This window comes from Pseudomonas sp. 9AZ, assembly GCF_902506525.1.
Taxonomy (GTDB): domain Bacteria; phylum Pseudomonadota; class Gammaproteobacteria; order Pseudomonadales; family Pseudomonadaceae; genus Aquipseudomonas; species Aquipseudomonas peli.
In genome coordinates this window covers 871,843-892,748 of sequence record NZ_LR733840.1, presented here as the reverse complement: position 1 = coordinate 892,748, position 20,906 = coordinate 871,843, and the positions used below count along the sequence as shown (strand labels likewise).

Here is a 20,906-nt window from a genome sequence, read left to right as displayed (position 1 = left end):
CAGGAGTCGCAAGACGCTCGCCAGGGACAAGGGAGGATTTATGGCACATGTACAGCTGAAGAGCGTGCCCAGCACGCAGATTCTGCTGGTGGTGGATGACCGTCAGGAAAACCTGGTGGCCATGCAAGCTCTGCTGGAGGAGGGCGACTGGCAACTGCGTTGTGTCGACTCGGGCGAGAGCGCCTTGCAGTGCATGCTCGAAGAGGACGTTGGCCTGGTGCTGCTGGATGTGCAGATGCCGCACATGGACGGCTTTGAGGTGGCGCGGCTGATGCGTGGTAACCCGCGTACGCGCTACACCCCGATTATCTTCGTCTCTGCCATCGCGCAGACTCAGGATTCGGTGATCAAGGGCTACGCCACCGGCGCAGTGGATTTCATGCTCAAGCCCTTCGATTCCAGCGTTTTGCGCCATAAGATTCACGCCCTGCTCGAACATGAGCGCAACCGCAGCGAGCTGCTGCAACTGACCCAGCAACTGGACACCGCGCGGGCGTTTAACGCCTCGGTGTTGGACAACGCCGCCGAAGGCATCATGGTGGTGGGCGAGGATGGTCGGATCAATTTCGCCAACCCGGCCATGGCACGCATGCTTGAGGGCTCGATAAACGATCTGGAAGGCAGTGAAATGCTCTCCTATCTGGTTAGTCCGCAAGTCACCAGTGACTGGCGGTTGTCCGAGTTTTACCTGCAGTGGCGGCGCGGTGAGGCCTATCGCCTGCATGACGCCAACCTGCGCACGCTGAACGGCGGGCAGGTGCCGGTGGCGCTGTCTTGTTCACCCTTGCCGCGTCTGCAGCACGCCATGGTGGTGATGGCGCTGGATATGTCGGTTGTGCGCCATCTGCATCAGCAACTGGAGTCACAGGCGATTACTGATGCCCTGACTGGCCTGCTCAACCGGCGTGGTTTCTATCAGGCGCTGGAGTCGGCGTTATCGCGGATCGAACGCAGCGGCCAGCGTATGGCGGTGCTTTATCTTGATCTGGATGGCTTCAAACGGATCAATGACTCCCTCGGCCACGACGTGGGCGACCGCTTGCTCAAACTGGTCGGTGAACAGCTAAAGGCCAGCCTGCGCCCCTATGACAGCCTGGCGCGGATTGGCGGCGATGAGTTCACTGCCCTGCTCGACAGTCTGGAACATCCGGAAGACGCCGCGCGCATCGCCGAAAAACTGATCGAGCAGGTGTCGGTGCGACATAACCTCGACGGCATCGAGGTGACTCTGGGCGCCAGTGTGGGCATTGCCTGTTTTCCCGAGTGTGGGCAAACCGTGGAAGGCTTGCTGCGCGCCGCTGACATGGCCATGTACGAGGCCAAGCGCACCGGTCGTCAGCAGTACCGTTTCTTCTCACAGGAAATGAACGGCCGCGCACGCTCACGGTTGATGCTTGAGGAAAGCCTGCGCAACGCCATCGAGAATGATGATTTCGTCCTGGTCTACCAGCCGCAGATTTACCTGGAGAGCGGGCGCCTGCGTGGCTTCGAAGCGTTGCTGCGTTGGCAGCATCGGGTTGCCGGCACCGTGGCGCCGGGGGTGTTTATTCCGCTGCTGGAGGAGACTCGTCTGATCAACCGCCTGGGCGGCTGGATCTTCAAGGCCGGGATCGAAAAATGCCAACAGCTGAGCCAGCAGTTCGGCAACGAGCTGGTGCTTAGCCTGAATGTCAGCCCAGTGCAGTTCGGCATGCCGCAGCTGGTCGACGACCTGCGCCGGGTACTTGAAGAGCACCAGTTGAACCCTCGGCAGCTGGAAGTTGAAGTTACCGAAAGCGCGTTGATGCAGGATCTGGAAACCAGCCAGGAACAGCTGCGTCAGTTGCGTAAGCTCGGGGTGAAGATCGCCATCGATGATTTCGGCACCGGTTATTCGTCACTGGCTTACCTGCGACATTTCGAGCTGGATACGCTGAAGATCGATCGCCTGTTTATCTCCAATATGCTCGACTCGCCGCGTGATGCTGCGGTGGTCAGCACCATCATCGACCTGGGCCGCAACCTGGGATTGGAGGTGATCGCCGAGGGCGTGGAAACCATGGCTCAGCGTGATTGGCTGGCGGCGCACAACTGCGCAATCATGCAGGGTTTTCTAGTCGCGCCGGGGTTAAACGCCGAGCAGATCAAAACCTTTCCCGCGCAGCTGGATTGGCACAATTTGCCGTTGCGTAACGAAAAGCCCGCTGGTTAGGCGGGCTTGAGGATTCAGCGATAGCGGCTTAGCGCGCGGGATAGCGCTTCTTCAGCTCGTCGAGCTGCGCATCCTTGTCCAGCCACAGCTGGTTGACCCATTGCTGGAACTGCAAGCGGTAGGCTTCGTCCTGATCATAGTTGCCGCCAATAAATTCCTTGGGAATCTGCAGCTGATCGAAACGCACGACTACCTGATCAATCCGTCCGCACAGCAGGTCCCAGAAACCGGGGTTGCCTTGTGGGTAATGGATGGTGACATTGACCAGGCTATGCAATTGCTCCCCCATGGCGTCCAGCACAAAGGCAATACCGCCGGCCTTGGGTTTGAGCAGGTGCTTGAACGGTGACTGCTGTTGCGCGTGCTTAGCCGGCGACAGGCGCGTGCCTTCGAGGAAATTGAACACCGACACCGGGTTGGTCTTGTAGCGCTCGCAGGCCTTACGCGTAGTGGCCAGGTCCTGGCCGCGTTTTTCCGGGTGCTTGGCTAGGTATTCCTTGCTGAAACGCTTCATGAATGGAAATTCCAGCGCCCACCAGCACAAGCCAATCACCGGCACCCAGATCAGCTCCTGCTTGAGGAAAAACTTGAGAAACGGAATACGCCGATTGAGCTGGTATTGCAGCACCAGAATATCCACCCAGCTCTGGTGGTTGCTGGTCACTAAGTATGAGTGCTGTTTATCGAAGCCACTCAGCCCGGCCACATCCCAATGCGTTCGGCCGACCAGGTTCATCCAGAACTTGTTGATGGAAATCCAGGCTTCGGCACTCGCGTGCATCATAAAGCGCAGGATGCGGTGTACCTCAGGTATGGGGACTAGCAGTTTCACCAGTGCCAGGATAAACAGCGGCCAACACCAGAACAGGGTATTGAGTGCCAACATCAGGCCGGCAAGCAGGCCGCGCAGTGGAGCAGGCAGGAAATGCAGCATTGGGGCAGGTGCCTCCAGAAAATGGGGCCAGGCTGGTTGCGGGCCATTGCTGTGGCGCTCAAGCGGCTTGATCCCCGACTTATCTACGCCTGCGGTTTTGCACCGCAGATCGGTCGGCGCACAGGTTAACGTCTGTGCACCGAACTGCAACCCCTCGAAATATGGGTTATCGCAGCGATTCGCGGATGTTTAGCACTTTTGCCTGGCCAGGGCCGCCTTTGAGCAGCCCTGGCTGCGCATCACTGCGGCAGGTTGGCGGCCTGGATTGCGGTCAGGGCGATGGTGAAGACGATATCGTCGACCAGTGCGCCGCGAGACAGGTCGTTCACCGGCTTGCGCAGACCCTGCAACATCGGGCCGACGCTGACGCAATCGGCGCTGCGTTGTACCGCCTTGTAGGTGGTGTTACCGGTGTTCAGGTCGGGGAAGATAAACACCGTGGCGCGGCCGGCGACCGGGCTGCCAGGGGCCTTCTGCCGGCCGACGCTTTCAATCGCCGCCGCGTCGTATTGCAGCGGGCCGTCGAGCAGCAGTTGTGGGGCGATGGCCTTGGCCAAGCGGGTGGCCTCGCGGACTTTCTCGACTTCTTCGCCGCTGCCGGAGTCACCGGTTGAGTAACTGAGCATCGCCACCCGAGGAATGATGCCGAAGGCGCTGGCCGAGGCCGCGCTTTGCAGGGCGATTTCCGCCAGCTCCACTGCTGTTGGATCAGGGTTTACTGCGCAATCACCGTAGACCAGCACCTGGTCGGGCAGCAGCATAAAGAACACCGACGACACCAGCTTATAGCCCGGTGCCGTCTTGATCAGCTGCAGGGCGGGGCGAATGGTGTTGGCGGTGGTGTTGATCGCCCCGGAAACCAGGCCGTCGACCTCATCCAGGGCGAGCATCATGGTGCCCAGCACCACGGTGTCCTCCAGTTGCGCGGCGGCCATCGGCGCGTTCAGCCCTTTGCCCTTGCGCAACTCGACCATGGGCTCGACATAGCGCTCGCGAATCAGATCCGGGTCGAGGATTTCCAGCCCTTCCGGCAGCTCGATGCCATGGGCGCGGGCCACCGCGTGGACGTCATCCGGTTTGGCCAGCAGCACGCAACGGGCGATGCCGCGTGCCTGGCATATGGCCGCGGCCTGCACGGTGCGTGGCTCGCTGCCTTCCGGCAGAACGATGCGTTTGTTGGCGGCCTTGGCACGTTGCACCAACTGATAGCGGAACGCCGGCGGCGACATGCGCAGCTCGCGTGGCGTGCCGCAGCGGGCGAATAGCCATTCATGGTCGATATGACTGGCGACGAAGTCGGCGACTTTATCTGCACGCTCCTTGTCGTCGACCGGGATTTCTTTGTTCAACCGGTTGAGGTTGGTCGCGGTGTCGTAGGAGCCAGTGCTCACCGTCATCACCGGCAAACCGCCCTGCAACGCGCCTCGGCACAGTTCCATGATGCGTGGGTCAGGCGCAAAGTCGCTGCACAGCAGCAAACCGGCCAGCGGCATGCCGTTCATCGCAGCCAGGCTGGCCGCGAGGATGATGTCGTCGCGGTCCCCTGGCGTCACCACCAAGGTGCCAGGCTTGAGCAGTTGCACGGTGTTGGCCACCGCGCGGGCGCAGAGCACGATCTTCAGCATGCGCCGCTGCTCGTAATCGCCGGCATTCAGCACCCGCGCGCCGAGCAGGTCGGCGATGTCGCGGGTACGTGGGGCGTTCAGTTCTTCCAGCCAGGGGATGCAGCCGAGCAGGCGGAAGTCATCGCCCTTGAGCAGTGGCGAGAGTTCTTTCAGGCGATTGGCGAAGGCTTCGATACCATCGTCACTGCGTACCTTGTTGAGGATCACCCCGAGCACTTTCTCGTCTTTTGGCCCGCCAAACAGTTGGGCCTGAATTTCCACTCGGTCGCTCAATTCGCTGAGGCTTTCCTGTTCCGGCGCTGAGACCAGAATCACCTCGGCATCCAGGCTTTTGGCCAGGTGGAAATTGACCCGCGCGGCGTAGCTGGCCTGGCGCGTCGGCACCATGCCTTCGACGATCACCACGTCTTTATCTGCAGCGGCCTGCTGATAGAGGCTGATGATTTCTTCCAGCAGTTCATCCAGCTGGCCGTCACCGAGCATGCGCTCGACATGCGCCAGGGCCAGCGGTTTTGGCGAATGCAGGCCGTGGGTACGGGCGATCAGCTCGCTGGAACGCTCGGGGCCCATGTCGCCCTGATGCGGCTGGGCGATGGGTTTGAAAAAGCCGACCTTGAGGCCAGCACGCTCCAGGGCGCCGACCAGACCCAGGCTGATCGAGGTAAGGCCGACACCGAAACCGGTGGGGGCAATAAAGAAAGTGTGCATTCGCGCTCCGTAGTAGTCAGGTGACGGTCAGGCTTCAAGTAGCGCCAGGGTGTCGAGGGCAATCTGTCGTTCTTCATTGGTCGGTACGACCAGCACGCGCGGGTGCCCGTGGGCCTGGATCGGCCCGGCCGCACCGCGCACGGTGCGAGCGTTGGCCTGCTCATTGAGGGCCAGGTTGAGCAATTTCAGGTGAGTGACGGTTTTGCTGCGGATCAGTGCCGAGTTCTCGCCAATACCGCCGGTAAAGACCAGGCCGTCGAGTTGTGGCAGTGCGCAGCTCATGGCTGCCAGGGATTTGGCCAGGCGGTAGCAGAACACCTCGATGGCCAGGGTGGCGCCGGCATGGCCCTGCTCGCGGGCTTGCTCCAGGGTGCGCATGTCGTTGGATAAACCAGACAGGCCCTGGAGGCCACTGTCTTTATTGAGCATGGCTTCGATCTGCTCCAGGCTCCAGCCCAGGGTGCGCGCCAGGTGGCTGTGCAGGTTGGGGTCGACATCGCCGCTGCGGGTGCCCATCACTACGCCTTCCAGCGGCGTCAGGCCCATGCTGGTGTCGCGGCTTTGTCCATCGACGATGGCGCAGGTCGAGCAGCCGTTGCCCAGGTGTGCCACCAGCCAGCTGCTGGCATTGACCGGCAGCCCGGCCATTTCTGCGGCGCGCTGGCTGACAAAACGGTGGCTGGTGCCGTGGAAGCCATAGCGGCGTACGCCGTGTTCGCGATACAGGTGTTCGGGCAGGGCATAGCGATAGGCGTGTTCGGGCAGGGTCTGGTGAAAAGCCGTGTCGAACACCGCCACCTGAGTCAGGTCGGGGAACAGCTTGATCGCCGCTTCGATGCCCAACAGGTTGGCCGGGTTATGCAGCGGTGCCAGCGGCGCGGTGGCGCGAATCGCCGCAAGGCTCAGCGCATCCAATCGACAGGCAGCAGTGAAATGCTCGCCGCCATGCACCACGCGGTGGCCAATACCGTGCAACTGACCGCCAGCGGCGGCCTGTACCAGGGGTAACACCTGGGCGAGGGCGGCGCGGTGATCGGCATGGGGCAGTATCAGGCTGTCTTTGCTATCGCCTTGTTGCCAGTGGACTTGTGCATCCGGGCTGCCCAGGCGTTCGGCCAGACCACTGAGAATAAAGGCATCTTGGTCTTCGTTGATCAGGGCAAACTTGATTGATGAGCTGCCGCAGTTGATCACCAGAATATTGCGTGCGGGCATTTACCGCTCCTTGTTCAAATCGTGGTTCGGGCGTTCTGTCGTCGCCTCGCTTGCGCTATTTTCAGCCGCGCACCAGCCGCAGAGGAACAGTTCTCCCACGTGCGCCTGGCGTTGATGAGCATCCAGCACCCACGCGCGATTCTGCCAGGGCGGCTGGTGGCGCAGGTGCTGAGTATGGCCGCAGGACAATACTGCCACCCAATGGCCGTGCTCATCCTGACGAAAATCAAGCACGCGCACTGAGGCCGCGCGTGGCCGTCCGTCTGTGTCCGGTTCGCTTTCGCGCGTGCCCTTGGGTAAACTTGCCCGCTCTTTATTTCCAAGCAAAAGGTCTCGCCCCATGCTGATCGCCGCCAATAAGGCCGTCTCCATCGACTATACCCTGACTAACGATGCCGGTGAGGTGATCGACAGTTCCGCAGGCGGCGCGCCGCTGGCTTATCTGCACGGTGCCGGCAACATCATCGGTGGCCTGGAAAAAGCCCTGCTGGGCAAGCAAGCTGGCGATGAGCTGGACGTGGCCGTTGAGCCAGAAGATGCCTACGGCGAATACAGCGCCGAGCTGGTAGCCACCCTCAATCGCTCGATGTTTGAAGGCGTTGATGAGCTGGAAGTCGGCATGCAGTTCCACGCCTCTGGTCCGGACGGTGGCATGCAGATCGTTACTATCCGTGAGCTGGAAGGCGACGACGTGATCGTTGACGGCAACCACCCACTGGCTGGCCAGCGCCTGCACTTCAAGGTCAAGGTTGTCAGCGTGCGTGATGCCAGCGAAGAAGAAGTTGCGCATGGCCATATCCATGGCGAAGGCGGTCATCATCATTGATGGTTTAGCCTTATGTGGTCGCCACGAGTCGACTTATGGTCGTATCAACCGTTGGCTTGACTGCTAAGCTGCAACAGAAGAAAGGCGCCTTCAGATAGGCGCCTTTTTTATGAGCCACCATCCTTGGCGGCTCACCCTGCGGGCCGTCGCGGTGCGACGTTAAAAATGGCTCCCGGCCATTTTTTGTCCGCTATACGTAACCTGTGTGTTCTCAAGGAGTTAGACCATGAGTGCCTTTCACGACCTCAACCTGCGTGCACTGGATGGCCAAGAGCTGCCGCTGGCACCCTTCAAGGGGCAGGTGGTGTTGGTGGTCAATGTGGCTTCCAAATGTGGCCTGACGCCACAGTACGCGGGCCTGGAAAAGCTCTATCAGCAATACAAAGGACAGGGCTTCAGCGTGCTCGGGCTGCCGTGCAATCAGTTTGCTGAGCAGGAGCCCGACAGCGAGGACGCCATTCGCGCGTTTTGCAGCCTCAACTACGGCGTGACCTTCCCGTTGGGCAGCAAGCTTGAAGTGAATGGGCCGGACCGCCATCCGCTGTATCGCCTGCTGGCAGGCGAGGGCGCCGAGTTCCCGGGTGACATCACCTGGAATTTCGAGAAGTTTCTCGTCGGTCACGACGGCCGTGTGCTGGCGCGTTTCTCGCCGCGCACCACGCCAGATGACCCGAGCCTGATCCAGGCGATCGAAAAGGCGCTGGGTTAAGGCCATTTGCGCCAAGGCTGCGGACTAAGCCGGTATACGGCTTGTTCGTGGCTGGGCATCGCGGCTTAATCGGGCAACCTGCCGAGGATGCCCCTGATGAGCCTGTTTCCCGCTGATACCGCCATTTCTCCCGCGACCCCCGCCGCACTGCGTGAGCTGATCGAAAGTCGCCGCGCAGTCCGCCGCTTTAAGGCCGAAGCGGTGCCTGATGAGGTGGTGCGTGATTGCCTAGAACTGGCAGTGCTCGCGCCCAACTCCTGCAACTTGCAGCCCTGGAGTTTCCAAGTGATTCGCGATCCGGCGTTGCTGGCCCGCTTGCACCCGGTGTGCATGAGTCAGAACGCCGCCAAGGCGCCGCTGATCATTGCCGTACTGGCGCGGCCGGACACCTGGAAGCAGGCTTGCCAGAACATCATCGACTATTGGCCGGAGCCGGAAGTACCTGCGCGGATTCGCAGCTTCTACAACAAGACCGCACCCTTTCAGTACAACCAGGGCCCATTCGGTCTGTTTGGGCTGTTCAAACGTCAGCTGCTGCGGGTGGCAGCCTGGCGCAAACCGTTGATGCGCGCGCCTAACAGCCAGGCGCAGATGCGCATCTGGGCGGTGAAATCCACGGCTCTGGCGGCGCAGAACCTGATGCTGGCCTTCCAGAGCCATGGCTATGCCACCTGCCCGATGGAAGGCTTCGATGAGGTGCGCCTGCGCAAGACGCTGAACATCCCGCGCCAGGCCTTGCCGATCATGCTGCTGGCGGTGGGCAAGCAGGACGAGAAGGGCGTGTACAACCCGCGTCTGCGCTTTCCGTTGGAGCAGCACGTGACGTGGCTATAGCCGTAGGTTGGGGCGGGGCGCTCAACGCCAACCTAGGTCGGCGTTGGCGTGGCCAGTGCTAGAGAACGCCGGCTTTTTTCCAGGCGAGATAACTGCTCACCAGCTGCGGTCCCAGTTCGCTCGGCCGCGCATCCAGCACCGGCACCTTGTTGGCAATCAGGCGTTCGTGCAGGCCAGCGCGGGCATTCAGGTAGTCAAGTGTGCCGCAGTAGTCCAGGGCGCCGGAGAGGTCCTGCACCGGGGTGTGGCGCAGGGTATCCAGCACTTCCTCACGCAGGCTGGCGACCAGCACGCGGTGCTGGCGGCTCAGGCGTTTGACCGCGCCGAGCAGGGCCTGATCATCTTCATCACGTAGGTTGGTCACCAGCACCACCAGGGCGCGGCGGCGCTGGCGGCTGAGCAGGTTTTCCACAGCGGCGGTGAAGTCTGCCGGTTGTTGGGTGCTGCGCAGGTCATACAAGGCATTAAGCAGCACATTCAGCTGCGCTTGGCCTTTGACCGGGGCGAGGAAGCGGTTTTGCTCGCCGGCAAAGGTCGATAGGCCAACCGCATCGCCTTGGCGCAGCGCTACGTAGCTGAGCAGCAGGCATGCGTTGAGGGCGTGATCGAAGTGCGACAGCTCGCCGTCCTGGCTGCGCATGCGTCGGCCGCAGTCGAGCAGGAAGACGATCTGCTGGTCGCGCTCGTCCTGATATTCGCGGGCAATCGGTGTGCGTTTGCGCGCAGTGGCTTTCCAGTCGATCTGCCGCAGCGTGTCGCCGTCGCGGAATTCGCGCAGCTGGTGAAATTCCTGCCCCAGGCCGCGGCGTTGCTGCTGGCGTACGCCCAGCTGGCTGAGCCAGTCATCTACCGCCATCAGTTGCGCGCCGTAAAGCCGGGCGAAATCTGGGTAGACGCGGGTTTCACCGGCTACGGGCAGATAACGCCGGGCCCGCCACAGGCCCATGGGGCTGGGCAGGCTGACTTCGCACTGCGGGAAATAGAAATGCCCGCGCAGCAGTGGGCGTACGCGGTAGCTGACCTGGGTCTGTTCGCCGGGGTGCAGATCAACCCTGAGCGGCAGGTGCTCGAAGGCCATATCGCCGGGCAGATGGTCGAACACCTCCACCTGCAGCGCACGTGTGTAGCTATGGTGCAGACTCAGCCGCACGTCGCTCCAGCGTCCAAGCGGCAGGTTGCCGGGCAGCTGGCGTTCGATGCGCGGCGAAGGTACTTGGCGCAGCAGCAGGGCGTCGATCAGCGTCAGACCGAGCAGCATCAGCAGCAGGCCCCAGTAAATCGGGGTGAAGCTGCGCGGCACGGCAACGCCCAGGGCGCTGCAGATACCCAGGGCAATGCCGAGCACGAACAGACCGGCGAGCAGCGCCAGCAGCGCGCGTGAGGGTTTCATGCGAGAGCGCCTTTCAATGCGGGCTTTTGCCAAGTGCGGGTCATAGGCGCGGTGCCGGGACCTGGTCGAGCAGCTGTTGCAGCACCTGATCCACCGACAGGCCTTCGATATCCAACTCCGGCGACAGCCGCACGCGGTGGCGCAGTACGGCCAGGGCGCAACCCTTGATGTCATCTGGCAGCACGAAATCACCGCCGCGCAGCAGCGCTCGGGCGCGGCCGCAGCGTACCAGGGCAATCGAGGCGCGCGGCCCGGCGCCGATGGCCAGACCCGGCCAGGTGCGGGTGGCGCGGGCGATGCGCACAGCGTAGTCGAGCACCTGCTCATCAATCGGCAGGTCGCTGGCAATTTTCTGCAACGCCAGTACATCGCGGGCCTGCAGCAGGGTGCGCAGCGGGGTTACTTCGAGCATGTCGGCTTTGCTTGAGCGCGCCACCTGGCGAACCATATTCAGCTCTTCGCTCTGCTCGGGGTAATCCATGCGCAGCTTGAGCATAAAGCGGTCGAGCTCGGCTTCCGGCAGCGGGTAGGTACCTTCCTGCTCAATCGGGTTCTGCGTGGCCAGCACCATAAAGGGCAGCGGCACATTCAGGGCGCGGCCTTCCAGGGTGACCTGACGTTCCTGCATGACTTCCAGCAACGCCGCCTGGGTCTTGGCCGGGGCGCGGTTGATTTCATCCGCCAGCAGCAGGTTGGTGAATACCGGGCCCTTGCGCAGTTTGAACTGCTCGCTTTGCAAGTCGTACACAGCGTGGCCGGTGACGTCGCTGGGCATCAGGTCCGGGGTGAACTGGATGCGCGCGAACTCGCCGCCAAAGCAGCGCGCCAGGGCACGCACCAGCAGGGTTTTGCCGAGGCCGGGAACGCCTTCGACCAGCACATGACCGCCGGCGATCAGGGCGCTGAGCACATCATCAATCACCGCCGTTTGGCCGATCAGGGCTTTCTGCAACTCCGCACGCAGCGCCTGAGCCAGCTGGCTGGCGCGCTGGCGCTGCGCATTCGGATTCGCCGCTGCGGGTGCCGGGGCAGCTGGTGCTGGGGCCGGTACAGGCGTTTCGGTGGCCGCAGCTTCGACAGTTTCAGCGGCGACAGGGGCTGATTCGATCTCGCTGTCCTGCTGTTCGGGTGTGTGTTCGCTCGTCATAGGGCATTCCTGAGGGTTTGCAGGTTGGCGACCTGGCGGGTGAAGTCGGCGGCAGCCAGGCGCTGCTTGGGCAACGGCCGCATGGCTTGGCTGATAACGCTAGAAGGCTGGCGGGTCAGGCGGCTAAGCACCTGCCACTGCTCGGCCACGGCAAGGCGTTCGAAACCGGGGTGACGATGCCGCGCGCGGCGCTGGATGTCTTGTTGCAAGCCTTGCAGCAGGCTGTGCTGGCCGTTGTGGCGCAGCAGGAAGTCAGCGCTACCGCGCAGATGTTCCTGCAGTTGGCGGCGATTGCGGCTGGCGGGCAACAGCAGCGGGCCTTGGCGCATGCCCAGATGCCACAGGCCGAATGCTAGCAACAGCACGAGTGCAACCAATGCCTGGGGGAAGTGCTCAAGCAGCAGGCTGAACAGGTCATCGCGGTCGGCGCGGTAGAGCAGGGTGACCTGGCTGTCTTGGGTCATGTACCAGAGCAACCAGGCGTTGTCGTATTCGCCGATGCCCTGGTTTTGCCAGATCCAGCTGTCGCTGACCACGCTGATCAGGCCATCGCCATGGTAGAGCTGCAGCAGGTGGGTGGCGGCGTCGCTGTTGGCCCAAGCGTGGGCACGGTTCTCGGAGTCGTAGAGGTGGAAGTCGGTGTCGAAGTTGAAGTAGGCCGGCGCCTCTTCGTTTTCCAGATACAGCTGGGTCAGTTCTGGGTAGGCATTGTCTGAACCTGTGGCTGCATCTGCCGCAGCCGCAGCCGCAGCCGCAGCCGCAGCTTCCGCTTCAGCCTGCGGCTCAGCGTCGGCCGTGTCCTCAGTCGAGGCGTCTTCTTCCGTTGCTTCGCTGGCATCTTCGTCGAGTTCTTCGCTTTCGTATTGCTGGATGCCCAGGCTGTCGAGCAGCAGATCGCCGCTTTTGCCTTCCTCTTCATCCCACAGCCGCTCGGCGACAAACAGCAGGTGGCCGCCTTTGGCCGTCCAGGCCAGCAGGCGTTCGGCCTGCTTGGGCGTCATGCGGTTGCGGTCGCCGAGCAGCAGTAGGGTTTGCCCGGCGCTCGGCAGGTCCTTCATGACCTCCAGGCCATCGGCGCGTTGTATCTGCAGGCCCTGTTTGCGCAGGAAATGCTCGGCGGCGAGGTAAGGGTTGGCCCGGGCCTCGGGTGCGGGGCCGTGCTCGAGGGTCTCCTCATAGGGCGTGAGTTTGCCCAGCAAGTAGATGCCGAGCAGGCCGAGCACCAGCAGTAATCCGGCACCGAGGAGGAACTGGAGACGCCGGTTCATGCCTGCGCCCCTTGTTCGAACAGGCGTCGCCAGGCATTGCACAGGCCCTGTTTGAGTGCCGCGGGCGGCAGTCGATGGCCGTAGGCGAGGTTCTGCCAGTGGCGGGTCAGGGCCTGGCTGAAGTGGCTGAGGTCTTTCTGCTGCAGCGCCTGCACCAGTTGCAGCACTTCGGCTTCGGTGTGCGAGTTTTTCAGCGGCAGGCGCTGTTCGTGCAGCATACGGCTGAGCAGGGCGCGGTAAAGCAGGCCGAGGGCGGCGCGTGGCTGTTCATCCCAGAGTCGTTCCACTTCACCGGGGACATCCGCTGGCAGGCTTTGTGGGGCTACTTCCAGGCCAAATAGCTGCTCAGGTGGCTGATAGGTGCGGGTTTGCGGCAAACGCAGGCGACCGGCAAAGGCGCTCAGCCAGTCGCGGTAGCGCCACAGCAACCAGGCGATCAGGCTGAACAGCGCCGCCCACAGCAGCACCTCGAAGAACAGCGCCACTGCATCGACGCTTTTCCAGAACTCGGTGAGTTTGAAGAATTTTTCCAGCAGTTCGATCAGGGCTTTGGCGTCTTCCTCGCTCGGCTCCTTGGGCTCTTCGCCGAGGCGCCAACGGGTGACGGTTTCACGGTGCTCGAAGGGCGGCTGATCGAGCAGCTGGCCTATGCTTTTTTGCGCTTCGGCGCTGGTCAGCGGCTGCTTGAGCAGGCGCTCGGCTTCTGGCCCTATGGGGTCTTCAACCGGCAGCGGGCAGCTGCTTGCGGTTGCGGTTTGGGTATCGGAGGCCATGGCGCTGTTTGGCAGCTGCATCAACAGCAGGCCGCAGCCCAGCAGCAGGGCATAAGCCACGCCCGTCAGGCGCTGGCGTAGCTGGCGGAAGACCAGTTCGATGTCCCAGGCTTCCAGAGCGGTGCGGCGGTTCAGGTAAAGGGTAAAGCCGCAGGCGACGTAGATCGGTTCCCAGAGAATCAGCATCAGAACGTAGGTCAGGTTGGACAGATGTTCCAGCCATAGCCACTCGCCAGACGCCGCATTGATCAGGCTGTCCCATGTCCAGTCTAGCTCAATCTGCGCCGGCAGCAGCATGTAGACGAAGCTGATAATGCCGAACCACAGCGCCATTTCCAGGTGCACGCCGACGATGGTGAGCCAGCTGGCACCGCCGGCATCGCGCTGGCCGAGGACAATCAGGCGTTGGCTGCGCGCCTTGCCGGACAGGCCTTCCAGCTGCATCACCGGCAGGTCGAAGCTGCGTGTGGGGCTTAGCCGGCGCCAAGTCAAACTGGCCAGCAGTTGCGGTTTGAGCAGACCGGGCAGGGCTTTTAGCGCCTGCTTGAGGCTCGGTGTGGCGCCGAACAGGGCATGCGAGAGGATGTACAGTGGCAGGCGTTCGAAAGCCGGTTTCAGCCACCAGAAAATCAGTACGGCGATGCTTGGGTAATCCCACAGCAGCAGGCACAGCAGGGCGAAAATCGGCACGGTGACCAAGGCCCAGCTGAGCATCAACAGGCCGGCCTGCTGTTTGGCCAGCAACACGCCGAGGTCGACGGCTTCCCAGGCGCTACGGGGGCGGATGGCGACGCTGGCATCAGTCAGGCGCATGTGCACCTCGGCCAGCCAGGAGGAGATAAGCCAGCACCAGCAGCCAAAGACCAGCGCCGACTGCATATTTGATCGCGGGGCTGGCCAGGTCCATGGATGACCAGTAGGCCTCGATAAACGCCGCCAGCAGCAGAAATACGATCACTCCGCCGACCAGCCGCACGCTGCTGCCGGCCGCGACCCGCAGCGCCTCGCCGCGTGGCAGGCGGCCGGGAACCAGCAGCGCCCAGCCGAGCTTCAGGCCGGCCGCGCCGGCCAGGGCAATGGCGGTGAGTTCGAAAGAACCGTGGCCGATGACGAACGACCAGAAGGTTTCACCGTAGCCAATTTGCGTCAGATGGCCGGCCACTGCGCCGATCATCAGGCCGTTGAACAGCAGGAAGAACAAGCTGCCCAGGCCAAACAGCAAGCCGCTGGCAAAGGTCTGAAAGGCGATGCCGATGTTGTTCATGATGTAGTAGCCGAACATCATCCAGTCATCGCCGGAGTCGCGTTCGCTGAAGCGGCCGATGCGCCTGGCGTCGGGGTCGTACATCTTTTCCATCTCGCCGACCTGGTCAGGCGCCATCACCCCGTAGACTAGGTCGGGGAAGTGATACACCAGCGTGCCCATCAGCAGCAGGCTGCCGAAAAACAGCAGGCTGGCGACCACGACAAAACGCCACTCGGCGCGCACCAGGCGTGGAAATCCAGCCAGGATAAACCCGAGCAGTTGCGCCCCCAGTGGGCTGCGATGGCGATAAAACTGCTGATGGCCGCGCATGGCCAGCAGCTGCAATTGCTCGATCAGGTGGCTGCTATAGCCCCGGCTCTGGGCCAGGGCTAGGTGCTGGCACAGGCTGCGGTAGTTGGCGGCAAAGGCCTTGCATTGCTGGCTATCGGCCTTGCCGCGCTCAATGGCTTCTAGCTGCGCATTAAAGGCTTGCCACTCGGCTTGGTGCTGGTGTTCAAACAGGCTCTGTTTCATGTCGGCCCCAACAAGCCACGGGCAATCCCGTGGATCTGCTGTTCGGCCAGCTCAGCAGGTACCTGCAAGGGCTCGGCAAGAATGCTTGCCAGCTCCTGACGCCGTGCACTGGATAGACTCTGCGCTCGCTCGGCAAAGCTGAGCAGGGCGCGCTGCTCACTCAGGCTCATGCTGAACGGTGCACGGATGGGCTCGGCTTGCGGTAGCTCGGGTGCTGCTGGGGCGTTATCGCGGTAAACCACCAAGGTGCCGGCGGCGATATCGCCGAGGCGCTTGAACGCTGGGTGATTCAGGCAGCTGAGAATACCCAGGGTGTAGCCAAACGGCAGGATGTCGACGAAACGCAGCAAATTGCGCGTAAGCGAGGCGGCCCAGCCAATTGGCGTGCCGTCATCATGAATCACCCGCAGGCCCATCATCTGCTTGCCCGGTGAGCGGCCCTGGTTGAGCACCTCAAACAGCACCATGTACCACCAGGTCACCAGAAACAGCAGGATGGTGCCCAGGCCCATACCGAACTGGCCGAGCAACGCCAGCACGGCAAACAATGCGCCGAGCAGCGCACCGCGAATCAGCAGGTCAATGCTAAATGCCAACGCGCGCGGCACTACCCCAGCTGGGCGCAGGATCAGGTCGATGCCTTCCGGTGTTTCCACCTTATAGCGGGTATCCAGCAGCGGGCGAGCGGCGACTGAAGCAGGGGTTGGCGTGGGCGACATCGGCAGACTGCGTCGAGGAAAGCCCGATGCTAGCCAGCAGCAGGCAGGGAAGCAACCGGCTCAGTGATCTGAACCGGCGCAGCGGGGTTATTTAGTCAGGATTATTGCGGCGCGGGCAGTACACCGAAGATGGTGCGATAGAGCACGCCCATGGCGATGACAAACAGCGGAATGCTCCACACCAGACCAATACCGAGCGGAATAGCGCTTATAAGCGTGATCAGGCCCAGCAGCAGGAACAAGCCGAACACCTTGAACCAGTGCTGGGTAATCGCCTTGCGCGAGGCTTCCAGGGCTTGCCACGGCGTCAGGCCGCGCTCCACCACCAGCGGAATGGCCAGCATATAAGCGATGGCCAGGTACAGGCCGGGAATGATCAACAGGAACATGCCGAGGTAGATCAGCAGCATGCTGATAATCGCGGTGATCACTAGCGGCACGGTGCGGCCGAAGTGACTGAAAATGTCATTGAAGCTGATCGGTTGGTCGGCGGCGCGACGGATACCGATCATATTGATCCCAGCCATAAAGGGATAAGCCAGGGCCGAAGCCAGAATGCCGATGACCAGTTCGGCCACGACCGCGAGCATTGGGCTGTCGCTTACCACGCCCAGCAGGCCGAAGAATCCGCCAATCAGAAAGGATGCAGTCAGCAGGACGACGTAGAACACCAGAAAACCACCGATGATGATGCCCTTGGTGCCTTTTACCCGTTGCCAGGCTTCGCTGAGCAGGTCACTGATGGTGAAGTCGTAGCCACGGCTCAGGGCTTCTTCGATGCTGGGCACCTGGCTGTCGCGCGGCGCTTCTTGCAGTGCACTGGCTGGAGCGGCGTAGGGATTGCTGGGGTTGATCTCACTCATGGGGCGTCCTTGTTCAGAGTGGTTAATCGGGCTTCCCACTTTAGTCTCCGCCAGGGTGCCCTACAAGGCACAGACCCCACGTGCGGCGTGCGCTGGCGCAAGGTTCTGCGCTTGTCTGCGTGATGCTGACGGGGTGGTAGACTGCCTGCGCCTCAGCATCAGGACATAACTGTGACTTCCAGCCTCTTTTGGTACGACTACGAAACCACCGGTATTGACCCGCGGCGCGACCGGCCGCTGCAGGTCGCGGGGATTCGCACCGATGAAGACCTCAATGAAATTGCTGAGCCGCTGAACATCTACTGCCAGCCCAGCGACGACATCCTGCCGCATCCGGCAGCTTGCCTGGTGACCGGAATTACCCCGAGCAAGCTGGCGCAGCATGGCCTGGATGAAGCCGAATTTATGAGCCGTGTGCATGCCGAGTTGTCGCAGCCGGGCACCTGCGGGGTGGGCTACAACAGCCTGCGTTTCGATGATGAGGTGACGCGTTACAGCCTATATCGCAACTTCTTCGATCCCTACGCTCGTGAATGGCAGGGCGGCAATAGCCGCTGGGATCTGATCGACCTAGTGCGTACGGCTTATGCATTGCGCCCGGAAGGCATCGTCTGGCCGGAAGAAGAGGGGCGGGTGACGCTCAAACTGGAGCGTCTGACTGCTGCCAACGGCATCGAGCATGGCCAGGCCCACGACGCGCTGTCCGATGTGCGAGCAACCATCGCCCTGGCGCGTTTGCTGCGCAACAAGCAGCGCAAGCTCTATGACTACCTGTATCAACTGCGCAGTAAACAGCGGGTGCAGGATCAAATACGCCTGTTGCAGCCGTTGGTGCATATCTCCGGGCGCTATGCCGGTGCGCGGCATTACCTGGCGGTGGTCTTACCGTTGGCTTGGCATCCGCGTAATCGCAATGCGTTGATTGTTTGTGATCTGCAGGCCGATATCTCGCCGCTGCTCAATGAGTCAGCTGAAACATTACGCACGCGCTTGTACACCCGTCGCGATCAATTGGCCGACGGCGAGTTGCCGGTGCCGCTGAAGTTGCTGCATATCAATCGTTGTCCCGTTGTTGCTCCGATGAATGTATTGCGCGCCGAGGATATTCAGCGTCTGCAGCTCGATGTCTCGGCCTATCAGGCACAAACCGAACAATTACGCAGTAGTCCTGGGCAGTGGCAGGAAAAACTGGTGCAGGTGTATGCCGAAGAGCAGTTCGCCGCCAATCAAGACCCTGAGCAGCAGTTATATGAGGGCTTTATTGGCGATCGCGATCGCCGACTGTGTGAGCAGGTAAGGCGTGCCGAACCGCAGCGTTTGGCCGAGGCAGTTTGGCCATTTGATGATGGGCGTTTGCCGGAGCTGTTATTTCGATACCGCGCGCGAAACTTTAACGCGACGTTGAGTGTTGAGGAGCAACAACGCTGGCGAACATTCTGTCAGCAGCGTCTGACGCAGCCCGAATACGGTGCCCCGAATACGCTTGAACAGTTCAACCAAGCACTTGCGGGCGTTCTTTCAGAGAGTGATTCGGTGCAACAAGCTATTTTGTTGGAGTGGCGCGATCATGCAGAACAGTTACGCCAGCGTTATGCCCTGTAGTTGATAGGTCTAAATGCTGTAGGCGTGACTGAAACAATGCCCATAAAAAACGCCAGCATCGCTGGCGTTTTTGCGTGAAGCTTGTGGCGCTTAAGCAGCAGGCTTAGCCCAGCAGGGTTGCCCAGCCTTCAACGACGTCACCGCCCCACTTGGCTTTCCACTCTTTCAGCGTCTTGTGGTTGCCGCCTTTGGTTTCGATCACTTCGCCGGTATTCGGGTTTTTGTACTGCTTAACTTTACGGGCACGTTTGGTGCCAGTTGTTTTGGCGGCGCGGGTGATTTTGCTGCCTTTGGCTTCTGGGTCGAGCATGGCAATGATGTCGCGCAGCGATTTCTGGTATTCACCCATCAGTGCGCGCAGTTTGCCTTCGAATTCCAGCTCTTTCTTCAGTTTGTCGTCTTGCGACAGATTTTTCAGGCGATCTTGCAGTTCTTTGATTGCTTCTTCGGTGGCGCGGTATTCGTTGATCAACGACATGATGGGTACCTGTATTCGGGATTGGCGATTAAGTGATAGCAATAGTAGTCAGGCACTTTTAACAAGTAAACCGCTTTATAGGTATTTTTTATGAATTGTATTGTTAAGTAACTGGGTGGCCGCTTGGCCTGTTGTATATAGCGAGTTATTAACTGTTTGGGCGGTAGTACTGCACTATTTCGCCAGCGGTAACTGTCCTGTTCTGTTGCCTGCCCTGGCATGTGCTGTCTGAGTACTGCAGTTTTTCCATGTTGAGACTAGAATGGCCGACTTTATTTGAGCCCCGGAGCCGTTGATGCGTACTTTTCGATTGGTCATTGCCTGTCCTGATCGGGTTGGAATTGTGGCTAAGGTGAGTAACTTTCTGGCCACCTATAACGGCTGGATTACCGAAGCCAGTCATCATTCGGATAATCAGAGTGGCTGGTTTTTTATGCGCCACGAGATTCGCGCGGACTCGCTGCCATTTGATTTGGATGGTTTTCGCCAGGCTTTTGCGCCGATTGCCCGTGAGTTTTCCATGGAGTGGCGGGTTACCGATTCGGCGGTTAAGAAACGTGTGGTGCTGATGGCCAGTCGCGAATCGCACTGCCTGGCCGATTTGCTGCACCGCTGGCACAGCGACGAATTAGATTGCGATATTCCATGCGTCATTTCTAACCACGATGACCTGCGCAGCATGGTGGAGTGGCATGACATTCCGTATTTCCATGTGCCAGTTAATTCGCAGGATAAACAACCGGCATTTGATGAGGTGGCGCGGCTGGTAAAAGCCCATGCCGCCGACGTAATTGTGTTGGCGCGCTATATGCAAATTTTGCCTGCGCCACTTTGCGCCGAGTTCTCCCAGCGCGTCATCAATATCCATCACAGCTTTCTGCCGTCGTTTGTCGGTGCCAAGCCATATCACCAGGCATCGTTGCGAGGGGTCAAACTGATTGGTGCGACCTCTCACTATGTAACCGAGGAGCTGGACGCCGGGCCGATCATTGAGCAGGACGTGGTGCGCGTCAGCCACCGCGATAGCATCGAAGAGATGGTGCGTCTGGGTAAAGATGTCGAGAAGATGGTGCTGTCACGTGGTCTACGCTATCACTTAGAAGACCGAGTGCTGGTGCACGACAATAAAACAGTGGTGTTCGACTGAGGCGTCATTAGGGTTCGGTTCAGCGCAGATAGAGGGTATTACTGATGCTCAAGTCAATCAAAGTGCGAGATTACATGACCCGCAATCTGGTGACTTTCCGGCCTGAAATGAACCTGTTCACCGCGATTAACCGCTTGCTTGAGCACCGAATCTCTGGCGCGCCGGTGGTTGACGGACAAGGGCATCTGGTGGGTTTGTTGTCGGAGGGCGATTGCTTGCGCGGCATCCTTTCTGGCGCCTACTACGAGTCAGCGGGCGGTGATGTCAGCGCTTACATGACCACCGAGGTGGAAGTGATTTCGCCGGAGGCGGATATCATCGAAATCTCCGAGCGCTTTCTGCGCGGCCGGCGCCGACGCCTGCCAGTGGTCGAAGACGGCCGTTTGATTGGCCAGGTCAGCCGCAGCGATGTGCTGCGTGCGGTCAAAGAGTTTGCCCAGCATGACGAAGGCCGTGTGGTGCTGAGTTGAAGGCTGGTAGCGTTCATTGGAGGTGTTATGACTGATCCACTCGCGCGTGGCACATCCAGCGCGCCACCAGTGCTTGGTGAGGGTTGTACGCAGCGCTATGACCCTGAGGCTTTAAGTCCTGAGGACGGTAGCGAATTTACCGATGCCGCCGAGTTATGGCGGCAGTTGCAGCAAGACGAACAGTCGCCAACGAACCACGAAAAGCAGAAATAAAAACGGGGCGCTCA

General features: G+C 60.8%; 20 protein-coding genes. 8 read left to right on the top strand and 12 right to left on the bottom strand.

What is annotated here, in order from left to right:
* The first annotated feature begins 40 nt into the window (after positions 1–40).
* Positions 41–2,191 (top strand): EAL domain-containing protein, encoded by a 2,151-nt coding sequence (locus tag ALTER154_RS04310; protein WP_160085397.1) that lies wholly within the window; start codon positions 41–43, stop codon positions 2,189–2,191.
* Positions 2,192–2,219: 28 nt separating this feature from the next.
* Here the strand turns inward: ALTER154_RS04310 and ALTER154_RS04305 are convergent, their stop codons facing one another.
* The 4 genes from ALTER154_RS04305 to ALTER154_RS04290 form a co-directional block, all read right to left on the bottom strand.
* The gene (locus tag ALTER154_RS04305; RefSeq protein WP_160085396.1) at positions 2,220–3,125 is read right to left on the bottom strand and encodes an acyltransferase; all 906 of its coding nucleotides are present in this window, start codon (positions 3,123–3,125) and stop codon (positions 2,220–2,222) included.
* 239 nt (positions 3,126–3,364) lie between these two features.
* Positions 3,365–5,458 (bottom strand): phosphate acetyltransferase, encoded by a 2,094-nt coding sequence (gene pta, locus ALTER154_RS04300; protein ID WP_160085395.1) that lies wholly within the window; start codon positions 5,456–5,458, stop codon positions 3,365–3,367.
* 27 nt (positions 5,459–5,485) lie between these two features.
* A complete protein-coding gene (locus ALTER154_RS04295) occupies positions 5,486–6,673 on the bottom strand; it encodes an acetate kinase (RefSeq protein WP_160085394.1) in 1,188 nt (395 codons plus the stop codon).
* Positions 6,674–7,045, bottom strand: coding sequence for a DUF3565 domain-containing protein (locus ALTER154_RS04290; RefSeq protein WP_160085393.1), 372 nt, complete (start codon positions 7,043–7,045; stop codon positions 6,674–6,676). It abuts the gene before it with no gap.
* On the opposite strand from ALTER154_RS04290, the gene ALTER154_RS04285 reads away from it, so the two are divergent.
* From ALTER154_RS04285 to ALTER154_RS04275, 3 genes are all read left to right on the top strand, one after another.
* A complete protein-coding gene (locus tag ALTER154_RS04285; protein ID WP_090248959.1) occupies positions 7,014–7,499 on the top strand; it encodes a peptidylprolyl isomerase in 486 nt (161 codons plus the stop codon). The two genes, ALTER154_RS04290 and ALTER154_RS04285, sit on opposite strands and share 32 nt — an antisense overlap.
* Positions 7,500–7,725: 226 nt before the next feature.
* A complete protein-coding gene (locus ALTER154_RS04280) occupies positions 7,726–8,208 on the top strand; it encodes a glutathione peroxidase (RefSeq protein ID WP_160085392.1) in 483 nt (160 codons plus the stop codon).
* Between the two features lie 96 nt (positions 8,209–8,304).
* Positions 8,305–9,042 (top strand): nitroreductase family protein, encoded by a 738-nt coding sequence (locus ALTER154_RS04275; protein WP_160085391.1) that lies wholly within the window; start codon positions 8,305–8,307, stop codon positions 9,040–9,042.
* A gap of 58 nt (positions 9,043–9,100) precedes the next feature.
* Here the strand turns inward: ALTER154_RS04275 and ALTER154_RS04270 are convergent, their stop codons facing one another.
* The 7 genes from ALTER154_RS04270 to ALTER154_RS04240 all read right to left on the bottom strand — a co-directional run bounded on the left by ALTER154_RS04270 (position 9,101) and on the right by ALTER154_RS04240 (position 16,982).
* On the bottom strand, positions 9,101–10,432 hold the full coding sequence (locus ALTER154_RS04270) for a DUF58 domain-containing protein (protein ID WP_160085390.1): 1,332 nt from the start codon (positions 10,430–10,432) through the stop codon (positions 9,101–9,103).
* A 40-nt stretch (positions 10,433–10,472) separates the two neighbouring features.
* Complete coding sequence (locus ALTER154_RS04265; protein ID WP_256665516.1) at positions 10,473–11,579, bottom strand: MoxR family ATPase; 1,107 nt, start codon at positions 11,577–11,579, stop codon at positions 10,473–10,475.
* Positions 11,576–12,847 (bottom strand): DUF4350 domain-containing protein, encoded by a 1,272-nt coding sequence (locus tag ALTER154_RS04260; protein ID WP_160085389.1) that lies wholly within the window; start codon positions 12,845–12,847, stop codon positions 11,576–11,578. Before ALTER154_RS04260 ends, ALTER154_RS04265 begins: the two co-directional genes overlap by 4 nt.
* Positions 12,844–14,433 carry a DUF4129 domain-containing protein gene (locus tag ALTER154_RS04255; protein WP_160085388.1) on the bottom strand — a complete coding sequence of 530 codons (1,590 nt, stop codon included), beginning with the start codon at positions 14,431–14,433 and terminating at the stop codon, positions 12,844–12,846. Before ALTER154_RS04255 ends, ALTER154_RS04260 begins: the two co-directional genes overlap by 4 nt.
* Positions 14,420–15,400 carry a stage II sporulation protein M gene (locus ALTER154_RS04250; protein WP_160085387.1) on the bottom strand — a complete coding sequence of 327 codons (981 nt, stop codon included), beginning with the start codon at positions 15,398–15,400 and terminating at the stop codon, positions 14,420–14,422. The genes ALTER154_RS04255 and ALTER154_RS04250 overlap by 14 nt, the downstream gene beginning before the upstream one ends.
* Positions 15,397–16,119, bottom strand: coding sequence for an RDD family protein (locus tag ALTER154_RS04245; RefSeq protein ID WP_160085386.1), 723 nt, complete (start codon positions 16,117–16,119; stop codon positions 15,397–15,399). Before ALTER154_RS04245 ends, ALTER154_RS04250 begins: the two co-directional genes overlap by 4 nt.
* Positions 16,120–16,220: 101 nt before the next feature.
* Entirely contained in the window at positions 16,221–16,982 is a 762-nt protein-coding gene (locus ALTER154_RS04240) for a hypothetical protein (protein ID WP_160085385.1), read from the bottom strand.
* A gap of 171 nt (positions 16,983–17,153) precedes the next feature.
* Between ALTER154_RS04240 and sbcB the strand changes: the two genes are divergently transcribed.
* Positions 17,154–18,584 (top strand): exodeoxyribonuclease I, encoded by a 1,431-nt coding sequence (sbcB, locus tag ALTER154_RS04235; RefSeq protein WP_160085384.1) that lies wholly within the window; start codon positions 17,154–17,156, stop codon positions 18,582–18,584.
* Positions 18,585–18,687: 103 nt separating this feature from the next.
* Here sbcB and mvaT read toward each other — a convergent pair whose 3' ends face one another.
* Positions 18,688–19,062, bottom strand: coding sequence for a histone-like nucleoid-structuring protein MvaT (gene mvaT / locus ALTER154_RS04230; RefSeq protein ID WP_090248939.1), 375 nt, complete (start codon positions 19,060–19,062; stop codon positions 18,688–18,690).
* A gap of 295 nt (positions 19,063–19,357) precedes the next feature.
* Here mvaT and purU point away from each other — a divergent pair, with 295 nt between their 5' ends.
* From purU to ALTER154_RS04215, 3 genes are read left to right on the top strand one after another with little or no spacing between them, the layout of a single operon-like run.
* Positions 19,358–20,209 (top strand): formyltetrahydrofolate deformylase, encoded by an 852-nt coding sequence (gene purU / locus ALTER154_RS04225; RefSeq protein WP_090248938.1) that lies wholly within the window; start codon positions 19,358–19,360, stop codon positions 20,207–20,209.
* Positions 20,210–20,253: 44 nt separating this feature from the next.
* The gene (locus ALTER154_RS04220) at positions 20,254–20,679 is read left to right on the top strand and encodes a CBS domain-containing protein (RefSeq protein WP_090248937.1); all 426 of its coding nucleotides are present in this window, start codon (positions 20,254–20,256) and stop codon (positions 20,677–20,679) included.
* A 27-nt stretch (positions 20,680–20,706) separates the two neighbouring features.
* On the top strand, positions 20,707–20,892 hold the full coding sequence (locus tag ALTER154_RS04215; RefSeq protein ID WP_160085383.1) for a hypothetical protein: 186 nt from the start codon (positions 20,707–20,709) through the stop codon (positions 20,890–20,892).
* The last annotated feature ends 14 nt before the right edge of the window (positions 20,893–20,906 follow it).

What these genes read in the sequence shown, in the direction of transcription:
- ALTER154_RS04310 (WP_160085397.1), top strand. Translation starts at nt 41, where the DNA reads ATGGCACATGTACAGCTGAAGAGCGTGCCCAGCACGCAGATTCTGCTG.
- ALTER154_RS04305 (WP_160085396.1), bottom strand. Translation starts at nt 3,125, where the DNA reads ATGCTGCATTTCCTGCCTGCTCCACTGCGCGGCCTGCTTGCCGGCCTG.
- pta (WP_160085395.1), bottom strand. Translation starts at nt 5,458, where the DNA reads ATGCACACTTTCTTTATTGCCCCCACCGGTTTCGGTGTCGGCCTTACC.
- ALTER154_RS04295 (WP_160085394.1), bottom strand. Translation starts at nt 6,673, where the DNA reads ATGCCCGCACGCAATATTCTGGTGATCAACTGCGGCAGCTCATCAATC.
- ALTER154_RS04285 (WP_090248959.1), top strand. Translation starts at nt 7,014, where the DNA reads ATGCTGATCGCCGCCAATAAGGCCGTCTCCATCGACTATACCCTGACT.
- ALTER154_RS04290 (WP_160085393.1), bottom strand. Translation starts at nt 7,045, where the DNA reads ATGGAGACGGCCTTATTGGCGGCGATCAGCATGGGGCGAGACCTTTTG.
- ALTER154_RS04280 (WP_160085392.1), top strand. Translation starts at nt 7,726, where the DNA reads ATGAGTGCCTTTCACGACCTCAACCTGCGTGCACTGGATGGCCAAGAG.
- ALTER154_RS04275 (WP_160085391.1), top strand. Translation starts at nt 8,305, where the DNA reads ATGAGCCTGTTTCCCGCTGATACCGCCATTTCTCCCGCGACCCCCGCC.
- ALTER154_RS04270 (WP_160085390.1), bottom strand. Translation starts at nt 10,432, where the DNA reads ATGAAACCCTCACGCGCGCTGCTGGCGCTGCTCGCCGGTCTGTTCGTG.
- ALTER154_RS04265 (WP_256665516.1), bottom strand. Translation starts at nt 11,579, where the DNA reads ATGACGAGCGAACACACACCCGAACAGCAGGACAGCGAGATCGAATCA.
- ALTER154_RS04260 (WP_160085389.1), bottom strand. Translation starts at nt 12,847, where the DNA reads ATGAACCGGCGTCTCCAGTTCCTCCTCGGTGCCGGATTACTGCTGGTG.
- ALTER154_RS04255 (WP_160085388.1), bottom strand. Translation starts at nt 14,433, where the DNA reads ATGCGCCTGACTGATGCCAGCGTCGCCATCCGCCCCCGTAGCGCCTGG.
- ALTER154_RS04250 (WP_160085387.1), bottom strand. Translation starts at nt 15,400, where the DNA reads ATGAAACAGAGCCTGTTTGAACACCAGCACCAAGCCGAGTGGCAAGCC.
- ALTER154_RS04245 (WP_160085386.1), bottom strand. Translation starts at nt 16,119, where the DNA reads ATGTCGCCCACGCCAACCCCTGCTTCAGTCGCCGCTCGCCCGCTGCTG.
- ALTER154_RS04240 (WP_160085385.1), bottom strand. Translation starts at nt 16,982, where the DNA reads ATGAGTGAGATCAACCCCAGCAATCCCTACGCCGCTCCAGCCAGTGCA.
- mvaT (WP_090248939.1), bottom strand. Translation starts at nt 19,062, where the DNA reads ATGTCGTTGATCAACGAATACCGCGCCACCGAAGAAGCAATCAAAGAA.
- purU (WP_090248938.1), top strand. Translation starts at nt 19,358, where the DNA reads ATGCGTACTTTTCGATTGGTCATTGCCTGTCCTGATCGGGTTGGAATT.
- ALTER154_RS04220 (WP_090248937.1), top strand. Translation starts at nt 20,254, where the DNA reads ATGCTCAAGTCAATCAAAGTGCGAGATTACATGACCCGCAATCTGGTG.
- ALTER154_RS04215 (WP_160085383.1), top strand. Translation starts at nt 20,707, where the DNA reads ATGACTGATCCACTCGCGCGTGGCACATCCAGCGCGCCACCAGTGCTT.